The organism is Acinetobacter stercoris, assembly GCF_900323515.1.
Classification (GTDB): Bacteria; Pseudomonadota; Gammaproteobacteria; order Pseudomonadales; family Moraxellaceae; genus Acinetobacter; species Acinetobacter stercoris.
The window spans coordinates 1-26,666 of the sequence record NZ_OOGT01000032.1; the positions used below are offsets into that span (position 1 = coordinate 1).

28 protein-coding genes are annotated in these 26,666 nt (G+C 37.5%); 16 read left to right on the top strand and 12 right to left on the bottom strand.

Going from position 1 to position 26,666, the window contains the following annotated elements; genetic code table 11:
- The first annotated feature begins 120 nt into the window (after window positions 1-120).
- Together KPC_RS05340 and KPC_RS05345 are read left to right on the top strand one after the other, a co-directional pair.
- A complete protein-coding gene (locus KPC_RS05340) occupies window positions 121-840 on the top strand; it encodes an MFS transporter (protein ID WP_121973383.1) in 720 nt (239 codons plus the stop codon).
- Between the two features lie 13 nt (window positions 841-853).
- Window positions 854-1,534: a hypothetical protein gene (locus KPC_RS05345; protein ID WP_121973384.1), complete on the top strand. Its 681-nt coding sequence runs from the start codon at window positions 854-856 to the stop codon at window positions 1,532-1,534.
- 367 nt (window positions 1,535-1,901) lie between these two features.
- On the opposite strand, the gene KPC_RS05350 is transcribed toward KPC_RS05345, so the two are convergent.
- Window positions 1,902-2,756, bottom strand: coding sequence for an SDR family oxidoreductase (locus KPC_RS05350; protein WP_121973385.1), 855 nt, complete (start codon window positions 2,754-2,756; stop codon window positions 1,902-1,904).
- Between the two features lie 116 nt (window positions 2,757-2,872).
- Between KPC_RS05350 and KPC_RS05355 the strand changes: the two genes are divergently transcribed.
- Window positions 2,873-3,256 (top strand): winged helix-turn-helix transcriptional regulator, encoded by a 384-nt coding sequence (locus tag KPC_RS05355; protein ID WP_121973386.1) that lies wholly within the window; start codon window positions 2,873-2,875, stop codon window positions 3,254-3,256.
- Window positions 3,257-3,291: 35 nt separating this feature from the next.
- Here KPC_RS05355 and KPC_RS05360 read toward each other — a convergent pair whose 3' ends face one another.
- Complete coding sequence (locus tag KPC_RS05360) at window positions 3,292-3,594, bottom strand: putative quinol monooxygenase (protein WP_121973387.1); 303 nt, start codon at window positions 3,592-3,594, stop codon at window positions 3,292-3,294.
- 224 nt (window positions 3,595-3,818) lie between these two features.
- Here KPC_RS05360 and cgtA point away from each other — a divergent pair, with 224 nt between their 5' ends.
- A complete protein-coding gene (cgtA, locus tag KPC_RS05365) occupies window positions 3,819-5,027 on the top strand; it encodes an Obg family GTPase CgtA (protein ID WP_121973388.1) in 1,209 nt (402 codons plus the stop codon).
- 40 nt (window positions 5,028-5,067) lie between these two features.
- On the top strand, window positions 5,068-6,201 hold the full coding sequence (gene proB / locus KPC_RS05370) for a glutamate 5-kinase (protein ID WP_121973389.1): 1,134 nt from the start codon (window positions 5,068-5,070) through the stop codon (window positions 6,199-6,201).
- 55 nt (window positions 6,202-6,256) lie between these two features.
- Here the strand turns inward: proB and KPC_RS05375 are convergent, their stop codons facing one another.
- Window positions 6,257-6,919: an HAD-IB family hydrolase gene (locus tag KPC_RS05375; RefSeq protein ID WP_121973390.1), complete on the bottom strand. Its 663-nt coding sequence runs from the start codon at window positions 6,917-6,919 to the stop codon at window positions 6,257-6,259.
- Window positions 6,886-8,094, bottom strand: coding sequence for a DUF1615 domain-containing protein (locus KPC_RS05380; RefSeq protein ID WP_121973391.1), 1,209 nt, complete (start codon window positions 8,092-8,094; stop codon window positions 6,886-6,888). The genes KPC_RS05375 and KPC_RS05380 overlap by 34 nt, the downstream gene beginning before the upstream one ends.
- An 83-nt stretch (window positions 8,095-8,177) precedes the next feature.
- Here KPC_RS05380 and dusB point away from each other — a divergent pair, with 83 nt between their 5' ends.
- From dusB to KPC_RS05415, 7 genes are all read left to right on the top strand, one after another.
- Window positions 8,178-9,203, top strand: coding sequence for a tRNA dihydrouridine synthase DusB (dusB, locus tag KPC_RS05385; protein ID WP_121973392.1), 1,026 nt, complete (start codon window positions 8,178-8,180; stop codon window positions 9,201-9,203).
- 89 nt (window positions 9,204-9,292) lie between these two features.
- Entirely contained in the window at window positions 9,293-9,619 is a 327-nt protein-coding gene (locus tag KPC_RS05390) for a metalloregulator ArsR/SmtB family transcription factor (RefSeq protein WP_121973393.1), read from the top strand.
- A gap of 6 nt (window positions 9,620-9,625) precedes the next feature.
- The gene (locus KPC_RS05395; RefSeq protein ID WP_121973394.1) at window positions 9,626-10,099 is read left to right on the top strand and encodes an arsenate reductase ArsC; all 474 of its coding nucleotides are present in this window, start codon (window positions 9,626-9,628) and stop codon (window positions 10,097-10,099) included.
- A gap of 4 nt (window positions 10,100-10,103) precedes the next feature.
- Window positions 10,104-11,150 (top strand): ACR3 family arsenite efflux transporter, encoded by a 1,047-nt coding sequence (gene arsB, locus KPC_RS05400; protein WP_121973395.1) that lies wholly within the window; start codon window positions 10,104-10,106, stop codon window positions 11,148-11,150.
- The gene (arsH, locus tag KPC_RS05405; protein WP_121973396.1) at window positions 11,150-11,854 is read left to right on the top strand and encodes an arsenical resistance protein ArsH; all 705 of its coding nucleotides are present in this window, start codon (window positions 11,150-11,152) and stop codon (window positions 11,852-11,854) included. The genes arsB and arsH overlap by 1 nt, the downstream gene beginning before the upstream one ends.
- A 106-nt stretch (window positions 11,855-11,960) precedes the next feature.
- On the top strand, window positions 11,961-12,470 hold the full coding sequence (locus KPC_RS05410; RefSeq protein ID WP_121973397.1) for a DinB family protein: 510 nt from the start codon (window positions 11,961-11,963) through the stop codon (window positions 12,468-12,470).
- A gap of 251 nt (window positions 12,471-12,721) precedes the next feature.
- On the top strand, window positions 12,722-14,059 hold the full coding sequence (locus KPC_RS05415) for a short-chain fatty acid transporter (RefSeq protein WP_121973398.1): 1,338 nt from the start codon (window positions 12,722-12,724) through the stop codon (window positions 14,057-14,059).
- A gap of 60 nt (window positions 14,060-14,119) precedes the next feature.
- Here the strand turns inward: KPC_RS05415 and KPC_RS05420 are convergent, their stop codons facing one another.
- Window positions 14,120-15,259 carry an NAD(P)H-dependent flavin oxidoreductase gene (locus KPC_RS05420; RefSeq protein ID WP_121973399.1) on the bottom strand — a complete coding sequence of 380 codons (1,140 nt, stop codon included), beginning with the start codon at window positions 15,257-15,259 and terminating at the stop codon, window positions 14,120-14,122.
- 109 nt (window positions 15,260-15,368) lie between these two features.
- Between KPC_RS05420 and KPC_RS05425 the strand changes: the two genes are divergently transcribed.
- The gene (locus KPC_RS05425) at window positions 15,369-16,628 is read left to right on the top strand and encodes a putative DNA modification/repair radical SAM protein (protein ID WP_121973400.1); all 1,260 of its coding nucleotides are present in this window, start codon (window positions 15,369-15,371) and stop codon (window positions 16,626-16,628) included.
- Window position 16,629: 1 nt separating this feature from the next.
- Window positions 16,630-17,409 (top strand): TIGR03915 family putative DNA repair protein, encoded by a 780-nt coding sequence (locus tag KPC_RS05430; RefSeq protein WP_121973401.1) that lies wholly within the window; start codon window positions 16,630-16,632, stop codon window positions 17,407-17,409.
- A gap of 143 nt (window positions 17,410-17,552) precedes the next feature.
- Here KPC_RS05430 and KPC_RS05435 read toward each other — a convergent pair whose 3' ends face one another.
- The 4 genes from KPC_RS05435 to ahpF form a co-directional block, all read right to left on the bottom strand.
- Complete coding sequence (locus KPC_RS05435) at window positions 17,553-18,764, bottom strand: YeeE/YedE family protein (protein WP_121973402.1); 1,212 nt, start codon at window positions 18,762-18,764, stop codon at window positions 17,553-17,555.
- Between the two features lie 131 nt (window positions 18,765-18,895).
- Entirely contained in the window at window positions 18,896-19,597 is a 702-nt protein-coding gene (locus tag KPC_RS05440) for a VIT1/CCC1 transporter family protein (protein ID WP_121973403.1), read from the bottom strand.
- A 145-nt stretch (window positions 19,598-19,742) separates the two neighbouring features.
- On the bottom strand, window positions 19,743-20,087 hold the full coding sequence (locus KPC_RS05445; RefSeq protein ID WP_121973409.1) for a hypothetical protein: 345 nt from the start codon (window positions 20,085-20,087) through the stop codon (window positions 19,743-19,745).
- 150 nt (window positions 20,088-20,237) lie between these two features.
- Complete coding sequence (ahpF, locus tag KPC_RS05450; RefSeq protein ID WP_121973404.1) at window positions 20,238-21,800, bottom strand: alkyl hydroperoxide reductase subunit F; 1,563 nt, start codon at window positions 21,798-21,800, stop codon at window positions 20,238-20,240.
- A gap of 214 nt (window positions 21,801-22,014) precedes the next feature.
- Between ahpF and KPC_RS05455 the strand changes: the two genes are divergently transcribed.
- Both KPC_RS05455 and KPC_RS05460 read left to right on the top strand, forming a co-directional pair.
- Entirely contained in the window at window positions 22,015-22,929 is a 915-nt protein-coding gene (locus tag KPC_RS05455) for an NADP-dependent oxidoreductase (RefSeq protein ID WP_121973405.1), read from the top strand.
- Window positions 22,930-22,941: 12 nt separating this feature from the next.
- On the top strand, window positions 22,942-23,568 hold the full coding sequence (locus tag KPC_RS05460; RefSeq protein ID WP_121973406.1) for a DsbA family protein: 627 nt from the start codon (window positions 22,942-22,944) through the stop codon (window positions 23,566-23,568).
- A 35-nt stretch (window positions 23,569-23,603) separates the two neighbouring features.
- Here KPC_RS05460 and KPC_RS05465 read toward each other — a convergent pair whose 3' ends face one another.
- Genes KPC_RS05465 through KPC_RS05475 form a run of 3 tightly spaced genes read right to left on the bottom strand, consistent with a single transcriptional unit; the run spans window position 23,604 to window position 26,479 of the window.
- On the bottom strand, window positions 23,604-24,542 hold the full coding sequence (locus KPC_RS05465; RefSeq protein ID WP_407641978.1) for a hypothetical protein: 939 nt from the start codon (window positions 24,540-24,542) through the stop codon (window positions 23,604-23,606).
- 8 nt (window positions 24,543-24,550) lie between these two features.
- The gene (locus tag KPC_RS05470; RefSeq protein WP_121973407.1) at window positions 24,551-25,687 is read right to left on the bottom strand and encodes a toxic anion resistance protein; all 1,137 of its coding nucleotides are present in this window, start codon (window positions 25,685-25,687) and stop codon (window positions 24,551-24,553) included.
- A 9-nt stretch (window positions 25,688-25,696) separates the two neighbouring features.
- Complete coding sequence (locus tag KPC_RS05475; RefSeq protein ID WP_121973408.1) at window positions 25,697-26,479, bottom strand: tellurium resistance protein; 783 nt, start codon at window positions 26,477-26,479, stop codon at window positions 25,697-25,699.
- Window positions 26,480-26,666: the final 187 nt, after the last annotated feature.

Genomic DNA, 26,666 nt, shown 5'->3' on the forward strand with positions numbered 1-26,666 from the left:
ATATATGTTTAATTTATATACAAAATAATGAGCTAAAGATACAAAAAATCGTAAACTTGGTCACATATAACGCTAAAATGGGGTATTCAAAAAGAAAAAGTTGTATTAAGGAACAATACATTGCAAATTAAACGCGTTATAGGTGCTTTGATCTTTATAGTGATTGCAACACTTTGTGGTGTTTTTATCGCAATTTGGGTATTTAAGCATTTCAATATTTATATCCCCCTTGAGAATCAGGCCGTCCGCATTGATTTAAAAGAGCCATTGCATGCAAAAGTCCAGATCCATGATGCACTTAATGTTGATGTGGAAGGAAAAGTAAATGCAGTTATTCCAATTAATGAAAAATTAAGTATCCCTATTGCACAAACATTAACTCCGCGAGTCTATTTTGATAATGCTGTTCCTATTTCAACGAATATTCCCGTAAATGAAGTGTTACATGTCAATCAAGACATGCCTATTGATACCAAAGTGCAGGTTAAAGTTTTAGGGAAAAATATTACTTTACCACTCAAAGGGACGATACCGATCAAAATGGATGTACCAGTGAACATTCAGGTTCCGTTAAATCAAACAGTACATTTAAAATTTGATGCGCCAGTAAAAACCGTTTTAAAAGAAAATTTGAATATTCCATTAGAAGCAACTTTAAAAACCAATATTCCTGTAAAAGGTCATTTGAAAGTACCTGTAAAAACAGCTCTGGATGCTACAGTTGATGTACAAAATACGTTGCCTGTGAAAATTGAAAAAGGTCAATTAAAGATTCCATTGAACTCTTTGAAATTATCGAGAAGTGAATCAATACCACAAACATCTAATTCTTTAGAATAATGAGGATAAAGACATGTGGTTATTTTCTTCTATTAAGTCGATGATTATTGGTTTTTTATTGATTGTTTTATTGGTCGCGATTTTATTTTGGTTATATCTGAATGTTCAAGCTTCCATGAATGTGTCTGCACAATATGCACAGATTCAGCTTTCCCAGTCATTACCAACGAAAATTAATGTTGGAAATTATCTGGAAACACATGCACAGGGCGCATTAAATACCCATATTAATCTGGATCGGAAATTGAGTCTTCCTTTAAGAGGGCGGTATTTGGCGGAACTTGATTTTGCAGTAATAACTCCTGTTTCAGTGAGTATTGACTATGCAACTAAAATAAAAATAAATACAGTAATGCCTTTAGAAACGACGACTGATCTGATTTATCAAAATAAGCTATTACCTAAATTTCCATTAAAGCTGGATATCCCTATTCATCTGGAAGTGCCTTTTCAAATTCAGAGAACCTATAATATTCCAATAAAAATCATGTTTGATGGACCAGTACATTTTGAGTTTGATGAACATGTCGATTTACATATCAAACATATATTTAATCCGGTATTAAATATGAATGACAAGATGACAATGAAAAAAATTGTACCTTTTAATGCCACGATGTATAACGTAGAAAGACAAACACTTGCAGATCTAGAAATGAAGATGGAAATACCTTTAAAAAATATCCATCCTTAATTGTTGATTTGCCCCCACCCATAACTAAGTGAGGGCAGCATTTTTTGTTATTTAACGTGAATTCGACGCAACTACATCTTTAACTTATTAAAAAGCAATGATCTTAGCGGAGTCCTGTTGAATTCTCATCCAGTTTTTGGATCAGCCTGCGGCTCGCCATACTTTTGTTTCGGCAAAATGAGAAGCGAAGCTTCGCAAGAAAACCACCTTGCGGAGCGTTGCTCCTCGCCGCAAAACTCGTCAGCCACCAGCAACATATTCAATAAGTCGCAGAAACAATACATTATAAAAGAAGTCCTGCCTCAAACAGTTGCGGATGACGTTTCCGGGTATCATGTTTCATTAAGAGTTTTATATCAAACTCAGGTTATTTAAATAGATCAGTTATCTGATCTTGGATGAGTGTAGTTTTACGACCTAGTAAATTTTCCAGATCTTTGCTATCACTATACATCGCACCTTTGACTGTTTGTACATCAGCATCAACAATGACTTCGATCAGACCATCAGGTAAACCTGCATTTTTTAGCGCTGATGTGTAATCTTCTGGGCTAATATTTTGATATTGAACGGCTTTACCTGATGCTTTTGCGATATATCCAGCCAAATCAGATAAGGTAAAACTTGTAGAACCAGCCAGCTCATAAGTTTTGTTGTCATGACCTTGTGAAGTTAAAACTTTAGCAGCTGCTTCAGCATAGTCTTGACGTGATGCAGAACTGATTTTTCCATCTTTTGCACTACCGTATAGAGTACCTTGTTCTGCAACATGCTGGGCATTCGCCAGATAGTTTTCGCTATACCAGTTATTACGTAAAAAAGTATATTTAAGTCCACTTGTTTTGATTAAGCTTTCGGTTTCCCGATGCTCTTGTGCTAGACCAAGCGGATTGGTATCAGCATTTAATAAACTTGTATAAGCGATATACGGGACATTAGCTGCTTTGGCTGCATCAATCACTGCGGCATGTTGCGGAGTACGACGACCGACTTCATTTGCAGAAATGAGCAATAATTTATCAACTTCTTGTAAAGCTGGGGCTAACGTTTCAGGCTGATCATAATCAAATAGTCTTAGTTCAATTCCCTTATCTTTAAGTTCTACTGCTTTTTCTATATTACGAACTAAAGCAATAATATTTTCTGCTTTGGTTTCTTTAAGCAGTGCATCAATGACAAAATGACCGAGTTGACCAGTTGCACCAGTAATTGCAATTTTCATTATTTCACCTTTCACTTGATTGTTTTATGTACTTGATGGCATTATGGTATGCAATAAACTAACTTAATGTAAGTACGTACCCTGAAGTAAGTAAATTGCATTTTGGAGAGAAATAAATGAGTATCTACGCAACGAGTGATCTGGTTGGTCAAGTTTTGTCCAACGAATGTCCGTCTCGTGAAATATTGGAGCATTTGACCAGTAAATGGTCTGTTTTAGTTTTGCGTTGTTTGAGTGACGGTGTATTACGTTTTAGTGAATTACGAAACCGAATAGAGGGCGTGAGCGAAAAAATGCTTGCTCAGACATTAAAGGTTCTAGAGCATGATGGTTTTATTTTACGTACAGTATATCCTGAGGTTCCACCAAAGGTAGAGTATCAACTGACGGTTTTAGGTGCACAAGCTGCCGAGAAGCTGAATTATTTAATTGGCTGGATTGAAAGAAGTTTACCTGATATTCTGGAAAGTAAAAATAAAGTTACTGCTAGAGCTGTTTAGTTAGCTTTTTTAAGTAATCTATGGGCATTTCTGATTTATTCACATAATGAACCAAAGTGATGCATATGGGTAAAGCGACCCTGTTGCCGTTGATATTGATCTATTTGTGGAACGAGTCTTTGAAAATGTTCGGACTGGATATGTAATTCTAACGCAACGCTATTTTCCCATTCTTCAATAAAGATAAAATGATCTCGCTCTTTGATATCATGATAAAGATCATAATAGATACAACCAGTTTCAAGTTTAGTCTTTTCAACGAGTTCTTGATAAAGTGGTAGGACTAAATCTATTTTATCAATTTGAATAAAGTCCTCTGCAATCAGTTTAAGTTTCATGGTTTTCCATTTAAAAAAGCAATTTGAATTATAAAAAGTATATTGAGCAATAAGTAAAAATTATATATACAGAATTGCCCATTGTTATGATGAAATTATTAAGCAAAAAAAATCTTAAAGATCAATCAACAATAAAATTCAGTAATTACTGAATAATTCTATTCGAGAAATTCTTTAAAATATGGCAAAATAGGCGGTTTTAAAGTTTTTAGAGGATTGGCAGTATGCGCTTTGTTGATGAAGCAGTCATTACCGTAGAGGCTGGCGACGGTGGCAATGGCGTAGCCAGTTTTCGCCGTGAAAAATTTGTACCATTTGGTGGTCCAGATGGTGGTGATGGTGGTCGTGGTGGCAGTATTTATATTCAGGCTGATGACGACACCAGTACACTTGTAGATTATCGTTATACCCGTAAATATCGTGCTGAGCGCGGTAAAAATGGTGCAGGCGCAAACTGTGCTGGTCGTGGTGGAGAGGATGTAATCCTTAAAGTTCCTGTAGGAACCACCATCGTAGATACAGATTCTGGTGACATTATTGGTGATTTGGTCAAAGATGGTCAAAAAGTTCTGGTCGCTGCTGGTGGAGATGGTGGTTTAGGAAATACACATTTCAAATCTTCAACCAACCGTGCTCCACGTAAGTGTACTCACGGGATTAAAGGTGAATTTCGTGAAGTTCGGTTAGAACTTAAAGTTCTTGCTGACGTCGGTTTATTGGGTATGCCTAATGCGGGTAAATCTACATTTATTCGTGCTGTATCGGCTGCTAAACCTAAAGTAGCAGATTATCCATTTACGACAATGGTACCAAATCTGGGTGTGGTGGATGCTGATCGTCATCGTTCATTCGTTATGGCAGATATTCCAGGTCTGATCGAGGGTGCAGCAGAAGGAGCGGGTTTAGGTATTCGCTTCCTTAAACATTTGGCTCGTACACGTATTTTGTTACACATCGTTGATGTGCAACCGATAGATGGTTCTGATCCTGCTTACAATGCCAAAGCGATTATGGAAGAATTAAAGAAGTTCTCTCCAACTTTGGCAAAACTTCCAGTCGTTTTGGTACTCAATAAGCTAGATCAGATTGATGAAGACTCACGTGATGAGTGGTGTAAGCATATTCTTGATGAATTACAATGGGATGGACCTGTATTTAAAACTTCTGGTTTGCTTGAAGAAGGTACCAAACAGGTTGTTTATTACCTCATGGATCAAATTGAGCAACAACGTGAACGTGAAGTTGAAGATCCTGAATATGCAAAAGAAGTGAAAGAATTCCGTGACCAGCTTGAAGCTGAGACACGTGAACAAACCATCGCTGCCAAAGAAGCCTATCGTGCAAAACGTAAAGCAGAACGTGAAGCAGGTATGGATGATGATGACTTCGATGACGATGATGATGGCGAAATGGAAGTGATTTACGTTCGATAATTTTGAATAGAAATCATTTCAAACATAACTTGAGGGTAAAATGATAGAAGTGGTAGATGGGCAACGTAAGCTCGAAGCTTGTAAACGAATCGTTGTTAAAATAGGCTCATCTTTACTCACGGCAAATGGGCAAGGTTTAGATATAAATGCAATTTCGCATTGGGCGAAGCAAATTGCTGATCTACACAATGCAGGACATGAGATTATTCTTGTGTCTTCAGGTGCTGTTGCAGAAGGGATGGTACGTATGAAGTTACCAAGCCGACCCACAGATCTACCCAGCCTTCAAGCTTGTGCAGCGATTGGGCAAATGGGACTTATTCAAACTTGGTCAAGTGTTCTGGATAATTTACATATTCAGACAGCGCAAGTTTTATTGACTCATGATGATCTGGCTGATCGCCGCCGTTATTTGAACTCGTGTGATGCCTTACAGAACCTTATTGACTGGAGAGTTATTCCAGTCATCAATGAGAATGATACGGTATCAACCGATGAAATTCGGTTTGGTGATAATGACACACTTGCTGCAATGGTTGCAGGACAAGTGCATGCAGATTTGCTCATTATTCTTACTGATCAGCAAGGAATGTTTGACTCTGATCCTCGTAACAATCCTGATGCAAAGCTGCTATCTACAGTGCGTGCTTTAGATGACAGCTTATTTGAAATGGCTGGTGGTGGCGGTACTTTGGGAAGGGGTGGCATGCTGACCAAGGTACGTGCGGCACGTCTGGCTGCAAAGTCAGGTTGTCCAACTCTGATTGCCAGTGGTGAAAGTGATCATGTTCTTGCACGTTTAATGTCTGGTGAGATGTTGGGAACACTATTTATCACTGATAATGACCGTATCACAGCACATCAGCAATGGTTAGCTGCACATTTGCAAACTGCAGGTCGTTTAGTCATAGATGATGGTGCAGTTGATGCAATCAAGAAAAAGCATCGTAGTTTACTACCAGTAGGTGTTAAAGCAGTAGAAGGGCATTTTGATCGAGGTGATGTAGTTGAATGTGTAGACCGGCATGGTAAGCGTGTAGCTGTTGGACGTGTGAATTTTAGCTCACGTTCTGCTGAGATTGTTAAGGGATTATCTTCTGATAAAGTTCATCAGGTTTTAGGCGAGGCGCGTTCACTAGAAATGATTCATCGCAATCATATGGCAATATATTAATTTTTTGATCCTGTCTTAAAATAATTCTCCAAAGCTCGCTCAGGCGGGCTTTAAATTAGGCAATACTTCTATCTTGTAATTGTTCGCATTGATGTAACTTGGGTAGTTGTTTATCACGTCCAACAATATAAGAAAAATCAGCCAAACTACACATTTCCAGGTCTTCTTTGCTGTTTCCATATGCATAAACATTCTGGTAAAGATCGAGGTTATATTTTTCTAAAATACGAATTCGTTTTTGTTCACAACTACAATCTGGTGTGGAAAATGAACCTGTCAATTTCCCATGTTTTACTTCAGTTTGAGTACAAATTAACTCAACATCCAGGATTTCACTGATAATAATGAGATAAATGTCTACAGAAGCTGAAACGATGACGATATCATCATTATTTTCTTTATGGCATAAAAACTGTTTGTAAATATTTTGATTAATATGCTTTAGCAAAGAAGGTGCATATTCTAGTGCCAAATCACGTATTTCCTGGGCGTCGGCATTTTTAAACATGGCATTGAATAGTTTTGGACGCATAGAGTTTGCAGGATAAATATTTAAATAATAGGCTTGAATCCAAGGAAGAATTTTTAAACCCTGTTTCACAATATGTCGTTTAGACAGGGCGTAAAAAATGAACCCTGTGAAACTATCTTTTTGGCACAAGGTTCCATCAAAGTCAAATAGAGCTAAATTCTTATTCTTTTGGCGCGGTGCATGCATGATTCATATCTTCCGTTTACGCGGCTAGCATACCAGTTTGTATTGTAATCCCGACTAAGTTTTGGTCCTGTAATAAGGACTTGAGGCATAACAGCATAAGGTGCATCTTTACCAGTTTTTGCTTTATAAAGTTTATTAACAGCAATATATGTTTGAGATTTTTCAAACTCAGGGTCTTTTTCTAGCTTTAAATCACTCCTTAACTGGCGTGGTGTAATAAGTACGTTATTTTGTGCAAAGAGAACCATCAATGCTTTTTCGGTATCAGTTGTTGCTGCTTTCGGATTGCCATTTTTATCATAAGACAATAAATCGCCATCCAGATCAAGCTTGGCATCTGTAAGTTTGTCAATGCTTTGCTGGAAAGCCGCATTACGACTTGAATACATACCTGAGTTATAGTCAGCAAAACGATAAATCGCTTTATCATAATCAGCTGGATACATCATTAGTCGATGAATTCCGTAATAAAGACCACCATATTCAGTATATAGGTCATCACGTAATTCATTAATATTTACACTGTTACGTTTATGTTCTTTGGCATAATTGATATGAACCTGCATCGAGCCTAATGTAGTAATCGGATTCATTTTCTCTGCAATGTCTTGACCTACCAGTTTGGCTGCACCAGTTAATGCACTGACATGATAATGTTTTGACATGTAATCAAAAATTTCTCGATAAAGTACATCCAGATCTTTTTCTGTCCGTACTTTACGCATTTGCTTTAAATAGTTATTTTCAGGGGTTGGCTGATTTTTTAAAACGGACTCAAAATAGTTTGCAATTGGTCCACCTAAAGTTGCACCCAGTTTATCTTCAAATTTTTCTTGCAGTCTGTCCTGTACTTCTTTTACCGCTTTGTCTCCCAAACCTGAAACAACAGGGTTGGCAACAAAGTTGGATTCTTGATCGACAACAGCAATAATCGAACAAATATTATCTTTGGTCTGGGGAATTTTTAGGTCAGTAGTTATAGCATAAATATCTTTTGCCCATGAGCTGCGATCATTGACTCGTGCTGGAATCAATTTTTTAACCTGATCTTCCTTTAAAGTTGGGTCATCATCCTCTGACCATAATGAGCCTTTGCCACAAGCAACGAGGCTTAGAGATAAAGCCAGAATGCTAATTGATTTGTAAAGACCTGATTGCGGATTAAATTTTTTCATAGCGATGAAAACACTTGCTAAAAAGGGTGAGCCAGATTGGCTGATGAAGTATACTATGTTAGTCGTCAAATGTCTGAATATATATGTATATTGGTCCTTATCAACTGTCAAATAATTTAATCGTCGCACCTATGGCAGGAGTGACGGATAGACCGTTTAGAACACTATGTAAATACTTCGGTGCAGGTCATGCTGTCAGTGAGATGATGACAGCGGATAAGACTTTGAGGATGACAAAGAAAAGCTTGTACCGAGCCAATTTTGACGGTGAGTTAGCTCCGATTTCAGCTCAAATAGCAGGTTCGGAACCTGAACAGCTTGCCGAAGCTGCTCGTTATCAGGTGGCAAATGGAGCACAGATTGTCGACATTAATATGGGCTGTCCAGCCAAAAAGGTGTGCAGTAAACTGGCAGGGTCTGCATTGCTAAAAGATGAGGATCTGGTTGCCCGTATTTTAGATGCAGTAGTTGAAGCTGTGGATGTTCCAGTAACACTCAAGACACGTTTGGGATATTTAAATGGTCATGAAAATATATTGCGTGTTGCAAAACGGGCAGAAGAAGCGGGCATCGCAGCATTGGCTTTACATGGCCGTACCCGTGAAGATATGTATTTAAATACGGCACGTTATAGTTTGATCAAAGAGGTAAAACAGTTACTTCATATTCCTGTTATTGCAAATGGTGACATTGATAGTCCAGAAAAAGCAAAGTATGTACTTGATTATACGGGTGCAGATGCAATTATGATTGGACGAGCTGCACAAGGCAGACCCTGGATTTTTAGAGAGATTGCTCATTATTTACAGACAGGAGAGTATTTAGCTGCACCAACTATTGCTGAAGTTAAAGAAGTTTTACTAGGTCATTTAGCTGAGTTATATCAGTTTTATGGTGAGTATTCAGGGTGTAGAATTGCACGTAAGCATATTGCCTGGTACACCAAAGGACTACATTCAAGTAATGAGTTCCGTCAAAATATGTATAAAGTGGAAAGCACAGTAGATCAGGCAAAAGTTGTTGAAAACTATTTTAATCATTTGCTTGATCAAGGTAATATCATGAGTGATGTTCAAACAGAATCAGTAAATTTGTTGGCAGCAAATTAAATCAATATCTTTACTATGTCATAAATTATTCATTTGACAACACATATGGATATACATATATTTAAATAAGTGAATATTGAGGTGGGATTATGCAGCAAACTGAATTTTTTAAATGTTTGTCTGATCAAACCAGACTTGATTTGTTAAAGATTGTTTTACAGAAGCAAAAGGTTTGTGTTTGTGAGTTTACTGAATATTTAAATCTTAGCCAGCCAAAAATTTCCAGACACCTTGCTTTACTGAGAAATCTTTCGATTCTGTTAGATCAAAGGCAGGGACAGTGGGTGTATTACAGTATTCATCCTGATTTACCTGTCTGGGCAAAAGATATTTTAAAAATTGTTTCGGAACATCGAAGCGATTCATTATCTGTACAGATGGACTGTATGTCCTCTATCTCAGTTCATTGTGAGTAAAGTTAAATGAAAATTTTATTTTTATGTACAGGGAATAGCTGTCGTAGCATTCTTTCAGAAGTATTATTTAATAACCGTGCTCCAGCAGGTTGGAAAGCATTCAGTGCTGGCAGTAAGCCATCTGGAATAGTTCATCCTTTTACACTAAAGACTTTAGAAAATTTGGGGCTTTCTACAGAAGGTCTGTTTAGTAAACATATTGATGATTGTGAGCAATATCAACCAGATGTTGTAATTACTGTTTGTGATCAGGCAGCACAGGAAGCGTGTCCACTTTATCTGGGAGCGGCGATAAAAGCGCATTGGGGGTTAAGTGATCCATCACATTTGAATTTGCCTGAAATAGAAAAATTGCAAGAATTTCAAAAAACTATAGATCATATCAATCGACGTCTGGATGTTTTGTTTAGTTTGGATGTCAAGCAATTGCCCCGTGCTGAACTCATTGCAGAAATTAACAAAATTTCCAATATCGGATAGGTACATGGCAAATTCCAGACTTTCATTTTTAGATCGTTACTTGACGCTCTGGATTTTTATTGCCATGGCATTGGGTGTTGCGATTGGTGTTTTTTTCCCAAATGTGGCGTTATCTTTAAATCAGATGAGTGTGGATTCAGTCAATATTCCGATTGCGATCGGGTTGATTTTGATGATGTATCCTCCACTTGCCAAAGTTGATTATGCAAGTTTGTCTGAGGTTTTTAAGGATAGTAAAACATTGGCATTGTCATTAATTCAAAACTGGATAATTGCACCATGCTTAATGTTTATTTTGGCATTTATATTTTTGCAAAGTTATCCTGAATATATGACTGGACTGATTCTTATCGGTTTAGCACGCTGTATAGCAATGGTGCTGGTCTGGAATGGGTTAGCATGCGGAGATAATCAGTATGTTGCTGCATTAGTTGCATTTAACAGTATTTTCCAGATTTTATTTTTTAGTAGTTATGCATGGTTTTTCCTGACACTTTTACCACCATATTTTGGCGTAGAAGCACAGGTCATACAGGTCGGTTTTTGGACAATCACGCATGCTGTTTTGATTTATTTAGGAATTCCATTTTTACTTGGATTTTTGAGTAGATGGTTTTTGGTTAAACAAAAAGGTCTGGATTGGTATCAAAATCAGTTTATTCCCAAAATCAGTCCACTGAGTCTGATTGCTTTGTTATTGACTATTGTTGCGATGTTTAGCCTTAAAGGTGGCGAAGTCGTGAGCTTACCACTGGATGTGATACGTATTGCGATTCCATTAACGATTTATTTTGTATTGATGTTTTTTATCAGTTTCTGGATGAGTAAATGGATGGGCAATAATTATTCCCGTACCGTAGCTATATCTTTTACTGCTGCTGGGAATAACTTTGAACTTGCTTTGGCTGTTGCCATTGCTACATTTGGATTGGCATCAAAAGTAGCGTTTACGACTGTGATTGGTCCATTAGTGGAAGTCCCTGTGCTGATTTCACTAGTGAGTGTGTCTTTATGGTTAAAAAAGAAATATTTCAAAGAGGTTAGAGATTGATGACTCTTCCAAATATTGATTTGAAATCGCTCGAAAAACCAGATTTTGAGCAGATTCAAGCAAAACAGCTTGAACATCCTCCACGTATTTTATTGTTATATGGTTCAAATCGTGAAAGGTCTTATAGCCGATTAGCAGTACAGGAAGCAGGGCGTATATTGGAGTACTTGGGTGCAGAAGTGAAAATATTTCATCCAAAGGGTTTACCACTCCCTGATGATGTAGAGGTAGACCACCCTAAAGTTAAAGAGTTATATGAACTTTTGGCTTGGTCAGAAGGGATGGTGTGGTGTTCTCCTGAACGTCATGGTTCGATGAGTACTATATTTAAAGCGCAGATCGACTGGATTCCACTTGCAGCAGGTGCAATTCGTGCTACTCAAGGTAAGACGCTGGCTTTAATGCAGGTTTGCGGTGGTTCACAGTCGTTTAATACTGTTAACCAAATGCGTATTTTAGGTCGGTGGATGAGAATGATCACCATTCCAAATCAATCATCGATTCCTAAAGCATTTCTGGAGTTTGGTGAGGAGGGCCGCATGAAAGCATCCGCTTATTACAATCGTATTGTCGATGTGATGGAAGAGCTTTATAAATTTACGCTTTTGACCCGTGGGCAGTCTGCGTATTTAACGGATCGCTATTCAGAACGTGTAGAAAGTGCGGAACAATTATCTCAGCGGGTAAATCAGCAAGATCTTTAAAATTGTTTTTGTGGTTGGAAAAATTTTTCATTCATGGGAAATTTTCTTGATTTTGGAGGTATTTTTATTCACCTTGATACAATCAATATTGAAATGAAGTATGAATATGTATTCAAACCATTTATTACGCATGGCTGAATATAATATCTGGGCAACTGCCAGACTAGTTCAAGCCTTAGAGCCAGTTTCCATTGATGATTTTAATAAAGATACGGGACTATTTTTTAAAAGTATTTCGGGAACTTTAAATCATCTTTTACTTGGTGAGCATTATTTATGGTATCCACGTTTTAAGGAAGGGATTTCTCCATCCATCCCGTTAGATACGATTGTTCATACAGATAAACATATACTTTTGCGAGAGTTAAGACAAAAAACACTAAACTGGTCATCTTTTATAAAACAACTAGATGACAGGATTTTAGATGGTAAATTAAGTTATCGTACAACGTCAGGTCAGCAGTTTACTTTACCTTATTCTGCGACATTAATGCATGTTTTCAATCATGGTACACATCATCGTGGACAAATCACAGCTGCATTAACGCATTTGGGTTACGAAAGCCCAGTGCTGGATTTAGTTTATATGCTGGTAGAGCAACATAACCAATCATGATGTGTTTATTTCTTCTCTATTTTCTAGTTAATTGATAATTTCAATATACTACTGAATAAAGAATAGATAAACTTTTGTTTAAATTCTAAAAATATGAAAAAACAATTCTTTAAGTAAATTATGAGATATTTTTCTCTTATTTTTAAAAAAATATGCTTTTTATATCTATTTATATACCTTTATAGCATTGGTCACTAAAAACAATGAGATGTATTTTTACCGGGCATTATAAAGCGCGGTAAGGATACAGCATGAATAAAATCACCAATTTCTTCACACAGTTGATGCAAAAATATTTGCCTGATCCTTTTGTATTTGCAATTGGACTGACACTTTTGACCATGATTTTGGCTGTTGTGATCGAAGGATACTCGCCTGTAGATACGCTTTCAAGCTGGGGGGATGGTTTCTGGAGTTTGTTGGCATTTACCACTCAAATGGCAGTGATTCTCTGTATGGGATATGTACTAGCAGCTTCTGAAGTTGTTGATAATTTTTTAAACAAAATTGTTAGTCATGTCCATAGACCTCAGACTGCAATTATCGTTGCAACATTAGTTGGTTGTATTGGTTGTTATCTGAACTGGGGCTTTGGTCTGGTTGTTGGTAGTATCATTGCACGCAAACTTGCAACACAGGTAAAAGGTGTACATTATCCTTTAATTATTGCCGCAGCCTATAGTGGATTCACTATGTATGGGCTTGGTTTTTCCGCCACTATTCCTGTATTGATCTCTACACCAGGTCATGTGTTTGAAAAACAGATGGGTATCGTACCTTTAACAGATACGATTTTTTCTGTTCCATTATTATTGATTACATTAACTGTCCTTATCACTTTACCTTTATTAAATGCATGGCTACATCCAAAAAATAAGGATGAGGTGAAAGAAATTAATATTTCTTTAACGCCGACGATGAATACCGTTAAAACGTCTCAGGATAATGAACCTCAGACATTTGCAAGTCGTTTAAATAACAGTAGATTATTGAGTTTTTGTATCGGTATCTTGGGTTTGTTTTATATTGCAATTTACTTTATCCAGGACGGTGCACTTGATCTTAATAAAGTAAATTTCATTATCTTATTTCTGGGTATTTTATTTTTAAAAACGCCTGCAAATTATGTTGCAAAGCTCAATGAAGGTATTAAAACGATTGGTGGGATCGTTTTACAGTTTCCATTTTATGCAGGCATCATGGCGATCATGGATAAATCTGGTTTGGTCAGTACTATATCGGAAGTGTTTGTAAATGTCGCCAATGCACATACATTACCTTTTTGGGGCTTGGTCAGTTCTTTTGTGATCAATTTCTTTGCACCTTCTGGTGGTGGTCACTGGGCACTGCAAGGGCCATTCATGATTCAGGCGGCAACAGAATTACATAGTTCTATGGCAATTACTGCAATGTCCGTGATGTTGGGAAATGCGTGGAATGATCTGGTGCAGCCATTTTGGATTTTACCTGCATTGGCTCTCTCGCAGCTCAAGCTGAAAGACATCATGGGTTATAGTGTTATTGCCATGTTTTGGGTGGGGATCATTTATATTGTTGGAATTTTTGTCTGGTCATATCTTTATATTTAAAACTGTATATACCTTTAGAACATCTGGTTATTTTCAGATAACCAGNTGTTCTAAAGAAGATTAATAATGATTGATTTCCAATACTAATTGGTTGATTAAATCTTGTGCCTCAAGTTCACGAATCTGGGCAACATTGCTTCCTGCCCAAAAAGCACCATAGCTAAAGTCGCCATGTTTTGATGCCAATGCATGTAGTTGTTTTGCCAAATCATATGCATAAGGGTATGCAGCATGAGCAACCCGATCTGGTAGATCAACATGTGTATGCCAGTGATTGATTAACCCACGCGCAGGACGACCAGAGATGGTAGCAGTGATTTGTGTTAGGGGCTGATCAAATAAGGCTTTGCGGTATACATCATTGGCATTGGATGATTTGCATTGTACAAAGGCTGTTCCCAGCTGCACTGCACTTGCTCCAAGTTGTAACATGGTACGTGCCTGAGAACCGTTCATGATTCCTCCCGCCGCTACGATCGGTAGGCTAGTATGCTTTTTAATGAGCTGTACCAGGTCTGCTGTTTTAATTGATGCATCAATATTCTGATTGAAAATACCACGATGTCCGCCAGCTTCAATTCCTTGGGCAATGATTACATCAATACCTGCCTCTTCGATAGCTAAAGCTTCTGCCAGATTGGTTGCAGAAACCATGGTCATGATACCTGCTTCTTTTAGTTTCTGGATTTGGTATGCATGCGGAATACCAAAGTGAAAACTTACAACTTTGGGCTTGGTTTCAAGACAAAGGTTGAGAAAATCATCATTATCCAGAAAACTTGGATAAATGCACTTAAGTTCGTTAGGTGGAGCTGCTCCAAACCTTTCAAACTCTGGAGTTAAATGATGAATCCATATCTGATTTTCCTCAATATTGACAGGGACACTATGATGACAAAAGAAATTGAGATGTAGTGAGTTTGCTGTTAAAGCTTGTGCCTCTAAAATCTGTTTTCTTGCTACCTCGATACCACTTGCACCCAGACCAAGTGAACCTAATCCACCTTGGTTGGAAACCTCAGCAGCGAGCTGGGCTGTCGATACACCAGCCATAGGTGCAAGCAAAATAGGGTGCTTAATGTCTAATTGTTCTAATAAGGTCATGATTAGGCTCCTATGATTTAGTATCACTTTGCCCAAGCTTTTTAAAATAATCAAATAATGTTCGATATTTTCTTTAAAAATGTCTATTAAATACATCTTTAAAAATAGGGCGACATGAAGTGTCGTTTTGAAATCTTGAAATACTCAAATTATCAATAAATCATTTTTATAATAAAGAGTCTTTCTCAAATTTAGTCCATTAATCATGTCTGATCGTATCCGTGAAAAATTGCAGATTTTAGCTGATGCAGCCAAATATGATGTTTCATGTTCATCAAGTGGCAGCAATCGGAAAAATAAAGATAAAGGATTGGGGAATACTGGTTCAGGTATATGTCATAGCTATACGGAAGATGGGCGCTGTGTTTCCTTACTTAAAATTTTATTTTCTAATGTATGTATTTATGATTGTGCCTACTGCGTTTCACGGCGATCCAATGATGTTAAACGGGCGGCATTTACTGTTCAGGAGGTAGTTGATTTAACTATTAATTTCTATAGGAGAAACTATATAGAAGGGCTGTTTTTGAGTTCGGGCATATTCAAATCGGCAGACTATACCATGGAGCGTATGTTGCAAGTGGTAAAAAAACTCCGTTTAGAGGAAAATTTCAACGGTTATATTCATCTTAAAACCATACCTGGTGCATCGCCTGAAATTATTCACGAAGCAGGGCTGTATGTAGACCGTATGAGTATCAATCTTGAAATGCCAACAGCAGATGGATTGAAACGGTTTGCACCGGAAAAAAATCATCAGGAAGTGCAAAAAGACTTGGGAATAGTTCGTGATCGTTTGATTCAACTGAAAGATGAACGAAAAATCATTCGATCTGTTCCTAAATTTGTTCCAGCAGGGCAAACAACGCAAATGGTGGTTGGAGCACATAGCGAATCTGATAAGGATGTTATTTTAATGGCTGATCGTCATTATAAAGAGTTCAAGCTTAAACGAGTTTATTATTCAGGATATATTCCAATCAATGATGAAGAAAAAGCTTTGCCTGCTGTTGGCTCTGCACCACCTTTATTGCGAGAGAATCGTCTATACCAATCAGATTGGTTAATGCGATTTTATGGTTTTGAAGCGAATGAAATCGTTAATGACCAACATCCAAACCTTGATCTGGATATTGATCCCAAACTGGGGTGGGCACTTCGTCATCCTGAAGCATTTCCAGTTGATATCAATAAGGCAGAGTACCGCATGATTTTACGTGTGCCTGGCATTGGTGTACGTTCGGCCAAGAAAATAATTCAGGCACGCCGTTTTGGTCAGATCCATATTGATCAATTAAAACGGATGGGTGTTGCATATAATCGTGCACAACATTTTATTCGTTGTGCAGATACACCAAAATTCATAAAAGATCAGTTACCGGGCCAGATACGACAACAAATTTTACAGTCAGGACAATCCAAATATACCAAACAGCTTTCTCCACAGTTGGGACTGGGTTTCTAAAATGGCGAAATACCTTTTTGACGGGACCATGACGGGTTTGCTGTGCTGTGTATTTCGAGCATTTCAATTTAAAGAGTTTGATGCTCTTATCAGTGTAAATGCACATGATCAGTCAGGGTTATTTGATGAAAATATTATTGTTGCATCTAATGAAAGTCATGCAGAAAGAGTTTGGCAGGGGTTAAAACTTAAAGTTTCACCACTTGGACTGAGAAATTTTTATTATACTTTTTTAGCCGAAAATACAGTTGCCTTTCAACATCTGTTTAATTTCAGTATTTATGCATTTAGTTCACAAAAAAACATTGACCATGATTTTGGCCATCAGGACGTTTTGGCTATCGCTCAATGGGCAAAGCAAGTGGGGCGTGAAAAGCATAGAATGGAAGCATTTGTCCGCTTTAAAAAATGTAAGGATGGACTTTTTTTAAGCCTGATTCGACCTGATTTTAATGTATTACCACTGATTGAAAGACATTTTAAAAGTCGTTATCAGGATCAAAGATGGTTGATCTATGATGAGAAACGAAAGTTTGGTATTTATTACGATTTAAAAAATGTGCATCAGGTATTTATGGATGCCCATGTGATAGATGAAAATATTGAAAATGGTTTTAGCCAAAACTTCAGTATTGAACTGGATGATGAAGAAGTTTTATATGATCAGCTCTGGAAAGATTATTTCAACAGTGTCAATATTACAGCACGTCGGAATCTAAAACTGCATGTGCAGTATGTGCCTAAACGCTACTGGCGGTATATGAATGAGAAGGCATTATAAAATGATTCCCCAAAACGATTGCTACAGATGAGTCATAGGTTCAAATCTGTTTTTTTTAAAAACAGAATATTTGTGAGTCACAATAATAGTTCCCCCTCTGTTAAAGAGAGGGATTTTTCTAATTAGTAATGATCAGATCAAGGTTAACAACCTGTGATTTTGGTTGTCTGAGGCTTTTCATCTGGGAAAAAAGCAGGGCGCAGTCTGACTCCAAGAGCATTTCCAATAAAAGCAAAGCATAGCCATAACCAACCATGTAAACTGCCAGAAGCAATACCACTGAAATATGCACCGATATTACAGCCATATGCTAACCGGGCACCATACCCAAGTAACAAACCACCAATGACTGCGGCTAGAATAGAGCGTCTGGGAATTTTAAAATTCGGAGCAAATTTACCTGCTAAACTGGCTGCTAAAAGCGCACCAATCATAATCCCGGAGTTCATCATCGAGGTAATATCAAACCATAAAGGTTCAGCTAAAGCTTTTGCATTTGCTGGTTCCTGCCAGTATTGCCAAGCTGCGACATTCATGCCTAATACCTCTACGAATTTTGCTGCCCAAACAGCGAGAGCAGATGTAACACCCCAGGGACGACCAGCAAGGGCTAGTGTGGCATAGTTTAATAAAGTAAGCAGGACACCACCTAAAATCAGTGACCAGGGGCCTTGTAGAAAACGTCGGAAACCATGATTTTTTGAAACAGGGGCAACTTCAAGAGAACCATGTCTGCGTTTTTCAAAAAATACAGTCAGATAGGCAATGAGTGCAAACAGTACAAGATTGATGAGAAGGGCAGGCATAACTCCCAGCTTTTCTACAACAGAAATAGGCGCTAAATGGGGTAGATTGAACCACCAGTCCAAATGTGCTGTTGCGAGTAATGAACCTAAACAGAAGAACACTAGGGTAATAAGCATACGTGCACTACCACCACCTACGGTATAAAGTGTCCCGGAAGCACAGCCACCACCGAGTTGCATGCCTATCCCAAAGATAAAAGCGCCTATCGCAACTGACATGGAAACAGGCGAGACAAAGCCCTTAACTGGATGACCAAACAGTTCACCTGCACTAAGTGCTGGGAAAAACAGCAATACAGCTAAGGCAAGCATGATCATTTGAGCACGTAACCCACGACCACGTTGTTCTTTGATGAATATCCGCCAACTCGAGGTAAAGCCAAAAGAAGCATGATAAAGTGTTATACCCAGTGCACCTCCTATCAAGAAAAGAAGTGCCTGGTTCAAACCTGCAAAATACTTTGTACCAATAAAGCCGGTGAATAAAAGAAAAATAGCAACCCAGACCGTTTTTTGAGAACGGACAGATTTATCTGCAATAATAGACATGAAACAACGATAAACAAGAAGGGAGAACCAGTATTTTAAATCAAAATTCTATTTATGGATGATTTCAGAGAAGAATTAGCCGCTTTTTTATGATTTAATTGGATAAATATATTAAGAATTAATATAGGACGCTAAATAGGACTGACATGAAATAATGAACCAATCCAGCTTGAAAAAGCCATAGCAATAATTCCCCAAATCATGACACGAAAACTTCCTTTGAATAATGATGTACCTGCATAGTAACTTGAAATTGCTCCCAGTATACCTAAGGAAAGCACACCAATAATAGCTACGATGGTTTCCAGATATTGCTCAGGGCTGATAAGAATAGAGATCATTGGGCATAAAGCACCAATTGAAAATGATAAAGCAGATGAGCCAGCGGCCTGAATTGGCTTTGCAGCAGTCATTTCATTAATACCGATTTCATCACGAGCATGGGCTTCCAGTGCATTATTATTGGTGAGCTGGACTGCTACTTCTTTCGCTAATTCTGGGGTCAAACCTCGTTGAATGTAAATATGTGTGAGTTCATTTAGCTCAGTGTTCGGATTTTTTTCCAGCTCTTGGGCTTCAATCTTTAGATCAGTTTCTTCAATATCAACTTGTGACTTTACTGAGATATATTCACCTGCAGCCATAGAGCTTGCACCAGAAATCAGCCCCGCAATACAGGTGATCAGTAATGTATGTGATGATGCACCACTGGCAGCCATCCCCATAACTAGGCTGGTTACAGAAATAATCCCATCATTTGCACCAAGTACTGCTGCACGTAACCAGCCAGCTCTTTGAATATAATGCTGTTCTGTGTGGTGGGAATGATGCATATTTTTCTCAATTCAAGAAATGAATGATTTAATTTAAATCAAAAAAATAAGCAGTAAAAGGAATATTTTAAAATAGTATTTTGAATCAATATTAAATATTTACTTAAAAAAAGCCCCCGCAGGAGCTTTTATTCAACAGGTCTGATTATTTAGACGCTTCATTTTTCACATGTGCAGCACCATGTTCAACGGCTTCTGCTGTTTTAGCTGTAGCATCTTTAGCAGTTGCTACAGCACTATCCGCTACTTTTCCAGCTTCTGTAGCTGCATGATCGGTAGCAGTTGCTGTTGCATTTGCAGCATTATCAACAGCTGTTGCTGTAGTACTCGCAGCACTATTTGCTGCATCTTTTAAGTCATGACCAGCTTGAGTTGCTGCATTTTCTAGATGTTCACCAGTTGTTGCCCCTGTTTCTGGGGTTTTTTCTTTGCTACATCCAACAAGCGCAACACTTGCAGCAAGACCTAAAGCAATAACTATTTTATTCATTGTTGTAACCTTTTTATGAACAATCATCCATTCTTGGATAAAGAAAATATAAAGTATGCCAAAAATAAAAAAAGTAATCATTTGTAAAAAATAAATTGTAAAAAAGGCTTATTTCTCGAAAGAAATAAGCCTTTTATTTATACTTACAGCTTATTGACCAGAGCGGATGATGTAATCAAAAGCAGACAATGCAGCCTTTGCACCTTCTCCTGCTGCAATGATGATCTGTTTGTACGGGACAGTCGTACAGTCTCCTGCCGCAAAGACACCCTTAACGCTGGTTTCATTACGATCATTCACCACAATCTCACCACGATTTGAAAGTTCAACTGAGCCTTTCAGGAAATCTGTATTTGGCAGTAAACCGATTTGAACAAAGATTCCCGCAAGTTCCAAAGTATGCTCTTCATCCGTTGCACGGTCTTTGTATTTCAATGCAGTCACTTGTGAGCCATCACCCACAACTTCTGTTGAAAGTGCATTCATGATTACGGTTGTGTTTGGCAAACTGTTCAATTTATCCTGAAGTACCTGATCGGCACGCAATTTGCTATCAAACTCAACCAGAGTCACATGTTCAACAATCCCAGCAAGGTCAATTGCNGCCTCTACACCTGAGTTACCACCACCAATCACCGCAACTCTTTTACCTTTGAACAATGGACCATCACAGTGTGGGCAGTAAGCAACACCACGTGTACGGTATTCCTGTTCACCAGGAACATTCATTTCTCTCCAACGTGCGCCTGTTGAAAGAATTACAGTTTTAGACTCAAGTTTTGCACCATTTTCAAGTTCAACTTCAACCAGTCCACTGGCAGTCTGATCTGCACCAACCAGTGTTTTAACNCGTTGCAGNTTCATGATATCAACATCATATTCACGAACATGCGTTTCCATGTCTGAACCAAATTTTGGACCTTGGGTTTTGACCACTGAAATAAAGTTTTCAATGTCCATGGTATCCATCACCTGACCACCAAAGCGTTCAGACACGATACCTGTACGGATACCTTTACGTGAAGAATACATGGCTGCAGTTGCGCCCGCAGGTCCACCACCAATCACTAAAACATCAAATGCATCTTTGGCATTTAATTTAGCCGCTTCTTTTGTTGCAGCATTGCTATCCAGTTTGGCAACGATTTCTTCCAGAGTCATACGACCTTGACCAATATGTTCACCGTTTTGGAACAACATNGGTACAGCCATGATTTTACGTTCTTCCACTTCTTCCTGAAAGAAAGCACCATCAATCATGGTTGCAGTTGTACCAGGATTGTTGATCGCGATCAGGTTTAATGCCTGAACTACGTCTGGACAGTTATGACAGCTTAAAGAAACAAATACATCAAAGTCAGCAGTCAGTTGTAGATCTTTAATCTGTGCCAGAATTTCATCAGAAACTTTAGGTGCATAGCCGGAAACCTGAAGCAATGCCAAAATCAGTGATGTAAATTCGTGTCCCATTGGCAAGCCTGCAAAGAATACGCGAGGTTGTTCACCTGCTTTAGCAATACCAAAGCTAGGCACACGTTTATTTTGACCATCAAAACGAGCTGTGACTTGAGGAGATAATTCAGCAATTTCAGACACCAGTTCCTTGATTTTTGCTGATTTGTCAGAGTCATCAAGAGCAGCGACAAGTTCAATAGGGCTTTCTAAACGTTCGAGGTAAGCTTTTAATTGGGCTTTAATATTTTGATCTAACATGCTAACACTCTCCAAAGGAGTTAAATTCTGTTCTTGAGATAGATATTACGTCAAATGCATAAATAGGTAAAACAGTTTATTTTTATACTTGTGATCGGTTTAACTAATTTAAAGAGAAAGTATTATTTTCAGAACAATCTTTCCTATTTCTGTATATACCTTTGATCTTTATTCAATTGTATTTTAATTTTTAAATACAAGCTGGAACTCATAGATGAAAGCGATCCAATTTAACCATTATGGTGAACCTGGCGTTTTACAAATGGTCGACGTAGATATGCCATATCCAAATCCAGACCAGATATTAATACAGGTTAAATCTTTCGGTATTAATCCAGTTGACTGGAAACTCCGTAGCGGATTGATGCAAGCACAAGTGCCTTTAAATTTTCCAGTGACTTTAGGTTTTGAGGTTGCAGGAATTGTTACCAAAACAGGTAAAAATGTAACACGATTTAAAGTAGGTGATCATATCTATTCAAGAGCCCAACAGAGCTATGCAGAATACTGTTTAGTCGATGCTGCTGTTGCTCAAATTATCCCTGATTTTCTTGATTTTACAAAAGCTGCTTCATTACCTAGTGGTAGTCAGGTTGCATATTCAGCTTTAAAAACAATTGGAAATATTGAACAAAATCAGAATGTCCTGATCCATGCAGGTGCTGGTGGTGTCGGTGTTTGTGCAATTCAAATCGCCAAATCTTTTGGTGCAAAAGTTACTGCTACTGCTTCAGAGAACAATTTTGCATTACTTAAAAAGCTCGGTGCTGATCACATAATTGACTATAAAAAAACAAATCTACATCAAATCACTGAACGCTTTGATCTAATCTTGGATAGTGTTGGTGGAAAAACCCAAGTGGAATCCTCGGAATTATTAAACGATACCGGGACACTCGTATCACTTGTTTCTGATGAACAAAATAGATTCCCCCACCCACTACTTGATAAGAAATTTTGTTTTATGCGCGGGGTGCAAGGAAATCCTTCATCTATCGTACATTCATTAATTTCTGAACAAAAAGTTAGACCCGTAATTGATCGGATTTTTGACTTTCATCATGTTGCTGAAGCACATCAAAGAAGCCAAACAGGTCACGTTTCAGGGAAAATAGTCATCACTGTTTAAGAGGCGCGTCAAATGAAAATTGAATTTGTATTCGATATTGTATATCCAATGAGCTATGTTGCATTTGAAAAATTGAAGCAACACTGGAATGAACCTTCAGCTCGAAAAATCGAATTACTTCCGATTCAAGTGCTACCTGAAATACCAGAAGAAGGTCTTGATGTTGTCGACTATCTTACTAAACGCTATGGTTCAGCAGAAGCATATCGTAAATTGGATATGGCAAAATCTGCTGCCTACGGTGAAAATATCGAAGTCAATCTCGAACACATGCGCCATATGCCAAATAGCCAACTTGCACATCAAGCAATTATGGCTCTGGATAATACCTTTGATCAATATGCTGTGACGCAAGCAATTTTCCATGCCATTTTTGCTCATGGTAAGGACATTGCAAATCCTGAAATACTTAAAGATGTTATAGAAGGTGCAGGTTTGGACGGTAGTAAGGTTTTACGCTCTATTCAACATAAAGAAATTGCAGATAAACAGCGTGAAATTACCCAGTACGTGCAAAGCTATGGAAAACATCCAACTCCATTTTATATCGTGGATGGACAAATCTGGGATAAAACCTTTGATACGCTTGAGCTTAAACAGCTACTCTTAAACCAAAATGAATCTCTCATTGAAACCTGATAAAACAAAAGCTCCGAAAGGAGCTTTTTTCTATGTTATCGATTTAACTGCTGTTCTATCCGTATAAACCTATTTTTTAAACGGCGATAAATGAACCATAAAATCAAGCTGCTTATGACACTGACTATCAGGCTAAATATAAGTAATAGATGTACAGTTTTCGATATTTTTTCAGCCTGTAACACTTGAGGATTAACACTCTTAGCTAGTGGTGTTACTGCTTGGCCATAAACCTGGTACTGCATCGTCCAGAGTTGTTCTGGTTTAAAACCGTATTCTATAAATTCAGGGTTATTGTTTTCTTCTTTGACCAAAACCGACACATAAGCTTTTGCTGTATTGGTATCGACAGGTCGATGTAATAACGCAGTTTGTGCAAGTAAATAGTTTTTAACTGCGATTTTATCATTTGACTCATTTAAAAATTGAGCAATTTCGCTTTGTTGTATTGTCTGATCATAATGGACTAATGCTTCATAGCGTTTTTCATACTTATTTCTGAAATCATATTGTACATATGTTAGACCTGACCAGATCACAATAAATGAAATTAACCAGCCGACAAATTTCAAGACAAAGGACTGGAATCTGATTTTGAAAAACTGAAATTTCTTTAGAAAATAAACTGCTATAAAAGCACCAAAAAACGAGGCAATAATTTTCAGAAACAGCCAACCGATCCATTTAAATAACGAAAGGAAATAATCAGGGACTTCTACGAAAGAAACTAATGTTGGGTCTGCACTTACTGGTATGTGTAATTGCTGAATTTCTTTACTCATACCCCAGAAACCATACACAACCTGATTTTGAAAAAAGACCGCCAATATCAGAAATATTGCGACACAAAATGAAGTTATAGACAGCATCATGATATGGCGCTGCCTTTTCTTCAAAACCAGCATTCGATAGCCAAAGTCCGAATTCTGTACAGAAGCTTCTGAATAAGATGGTGATCTTTTATCTCCAAACATATGCATCATCACTTTTGGTTAATACGATTGCTACTCGAGTCCAACACAAGTTGTTGTAGATTATTCTGCAATGCACGTAAACGCACAGTCGCTTCCTCTCTGCTTTGCATCCCTTCTTTTTGAATCTGTATTACATCATTTACAGTCTTAATCAAGCTATTTTGAACATGCTCCAAAGTTTCAATATCAATCACTGAACGCTGATTTGCTTTGGCTGTATCCACCGAATTTTGATGCAATAAATCTGCATTACGGCGTAGTAATTCATTTGTTGCATCGTCTATCGTATTCGCCAATTGAACACTATTTTTTTGTTCCTGTAATGAAATTGCCAGACTGATCTGATTTTTCCAAGCTGGCAGGGTAATATTTTTAATAGCATAAAATTTATCAACTAACATCAGATTGTTAGACTGAATAATCCTTATCATCGGTAAAGTTTGCATCGCTGATTGCTGCAAGATTTGTAAATCACTCACTCTTTTTTCCAGATTATTGGCAAAGTGATTTAAATCATATATTTGCTGTGTAGTTTGCTGATCCTGACTGGCTAAGGCAGCAATTTTCGCAATATTATTTTGTATTTCCTGCTGTTTGATTTTACCTGCTGCAATATACACGCCTAACTGTTTGTATTCGTCTTGTACAGCAGTAAACATCTGATCGAGTGTTGTTACTCGGTTTTTCAAACCTGTTTGTGATACTTCAATTTCTTTGATCAAAGCATCAATTTGTTCTTTTGTACTGTTAAAATGGGTATCAAAACTTTGTTTTGCTCCTTTAAACTTACCCAAAAGACTTCCTAAAAAACCTGATGTTTTCTGAGGACTTAAAATACTCGATGTATTTAACTTCTGCGCAACCTGAACGACTTCATTTAATTTTTGCCCTGTGGCATCGAGATCTTTATTTTTAACCAGATCTAAAAGATCATCGGTATATGATGACGTTTTTGTTGCTATATTTTTTCCATACTCGGCAACAGATGTGTGACTCAGCTCATCAAGTTCTTTATGTGCATCAAGCACTTCTTTAAAGTCAGATGATTCCAGACCTATTTCTTTAAGGTTTAAACTTTCAAACTGTACTTGTTGATCTTGAAGATTTGATTCAACAGAAGCTTGAATTACATTTTTTTCTGTCATTATTGTTACCTATTCTTTCTCTAAAGTCTTTTGCAATGCCTTGATCAGTTTCTCACGACTCTGATTCAATTCAGCAAAATGATTTGGCATGGTAGATTCCTGATTTAATTTAACATGATACTGCCAGGCTGGAATCAAAACTTGTTGTGCCTCTTTATAGCGATCCAACAAATTAAAAGATAACTGTTGCGATAGTTGCATCTGCATAATCGCAATATCATTATTGCTCTGTACCGTTTGCAAAGTATTTATTTTTTTGGACAACCTTTCAGAAAAATTATCTAGAGGATGCTGATTTTTAACAAATTCAGGATACTCATGCAAAAACTCCTGTGCTGCTACAATGTACTTCGCCATCTGTTCCCGGTAGCCCAATAATTGCTGAAAACGGGACTGTGACTTTTGAATCTCGATCTGAAGCTTTTGACTTAAATGATTGGCACGATCAATGAGTATATCCAGATCCTTTAAATATTTTATCTGACCAGCATCATATTCTACATCCCATCCTAACCATTTCTGTAATGCATTAAATTTTTTGTTTTTTAAATATTTTCTGGAGTGATTTAATTTTTCGATCAATTCCATGATTGTCTTACTTAATAATTGAGTCAGATGACTATCTATACTCTTTAACATCACCGACTGGGCCTGAATAAGCTGATCCGCATAATAATTCAAACGAGACTGGTCATTTAATATAGGTACCAGATCATTTCTCTTGATTGACAAAAGATCATGGTGCTGAATCTCAATTTGATCGAGTGGTACTAATTCCTTAAAGTGCATCATTAAATCGAAAACCAAAATAAATCAAACCAATAGTAAAAGGTTATATTTGGGCATATGTAGCAATTTGCAATTTTCGATCCATTATTTTGTATTAATATTTGTATCTTTGGGCTAAATAGCACTTACTTTTCAACAATAAACCCAATAAAAAGCCAGATTTTCATCTGGCTTTTTATATGTACTTATA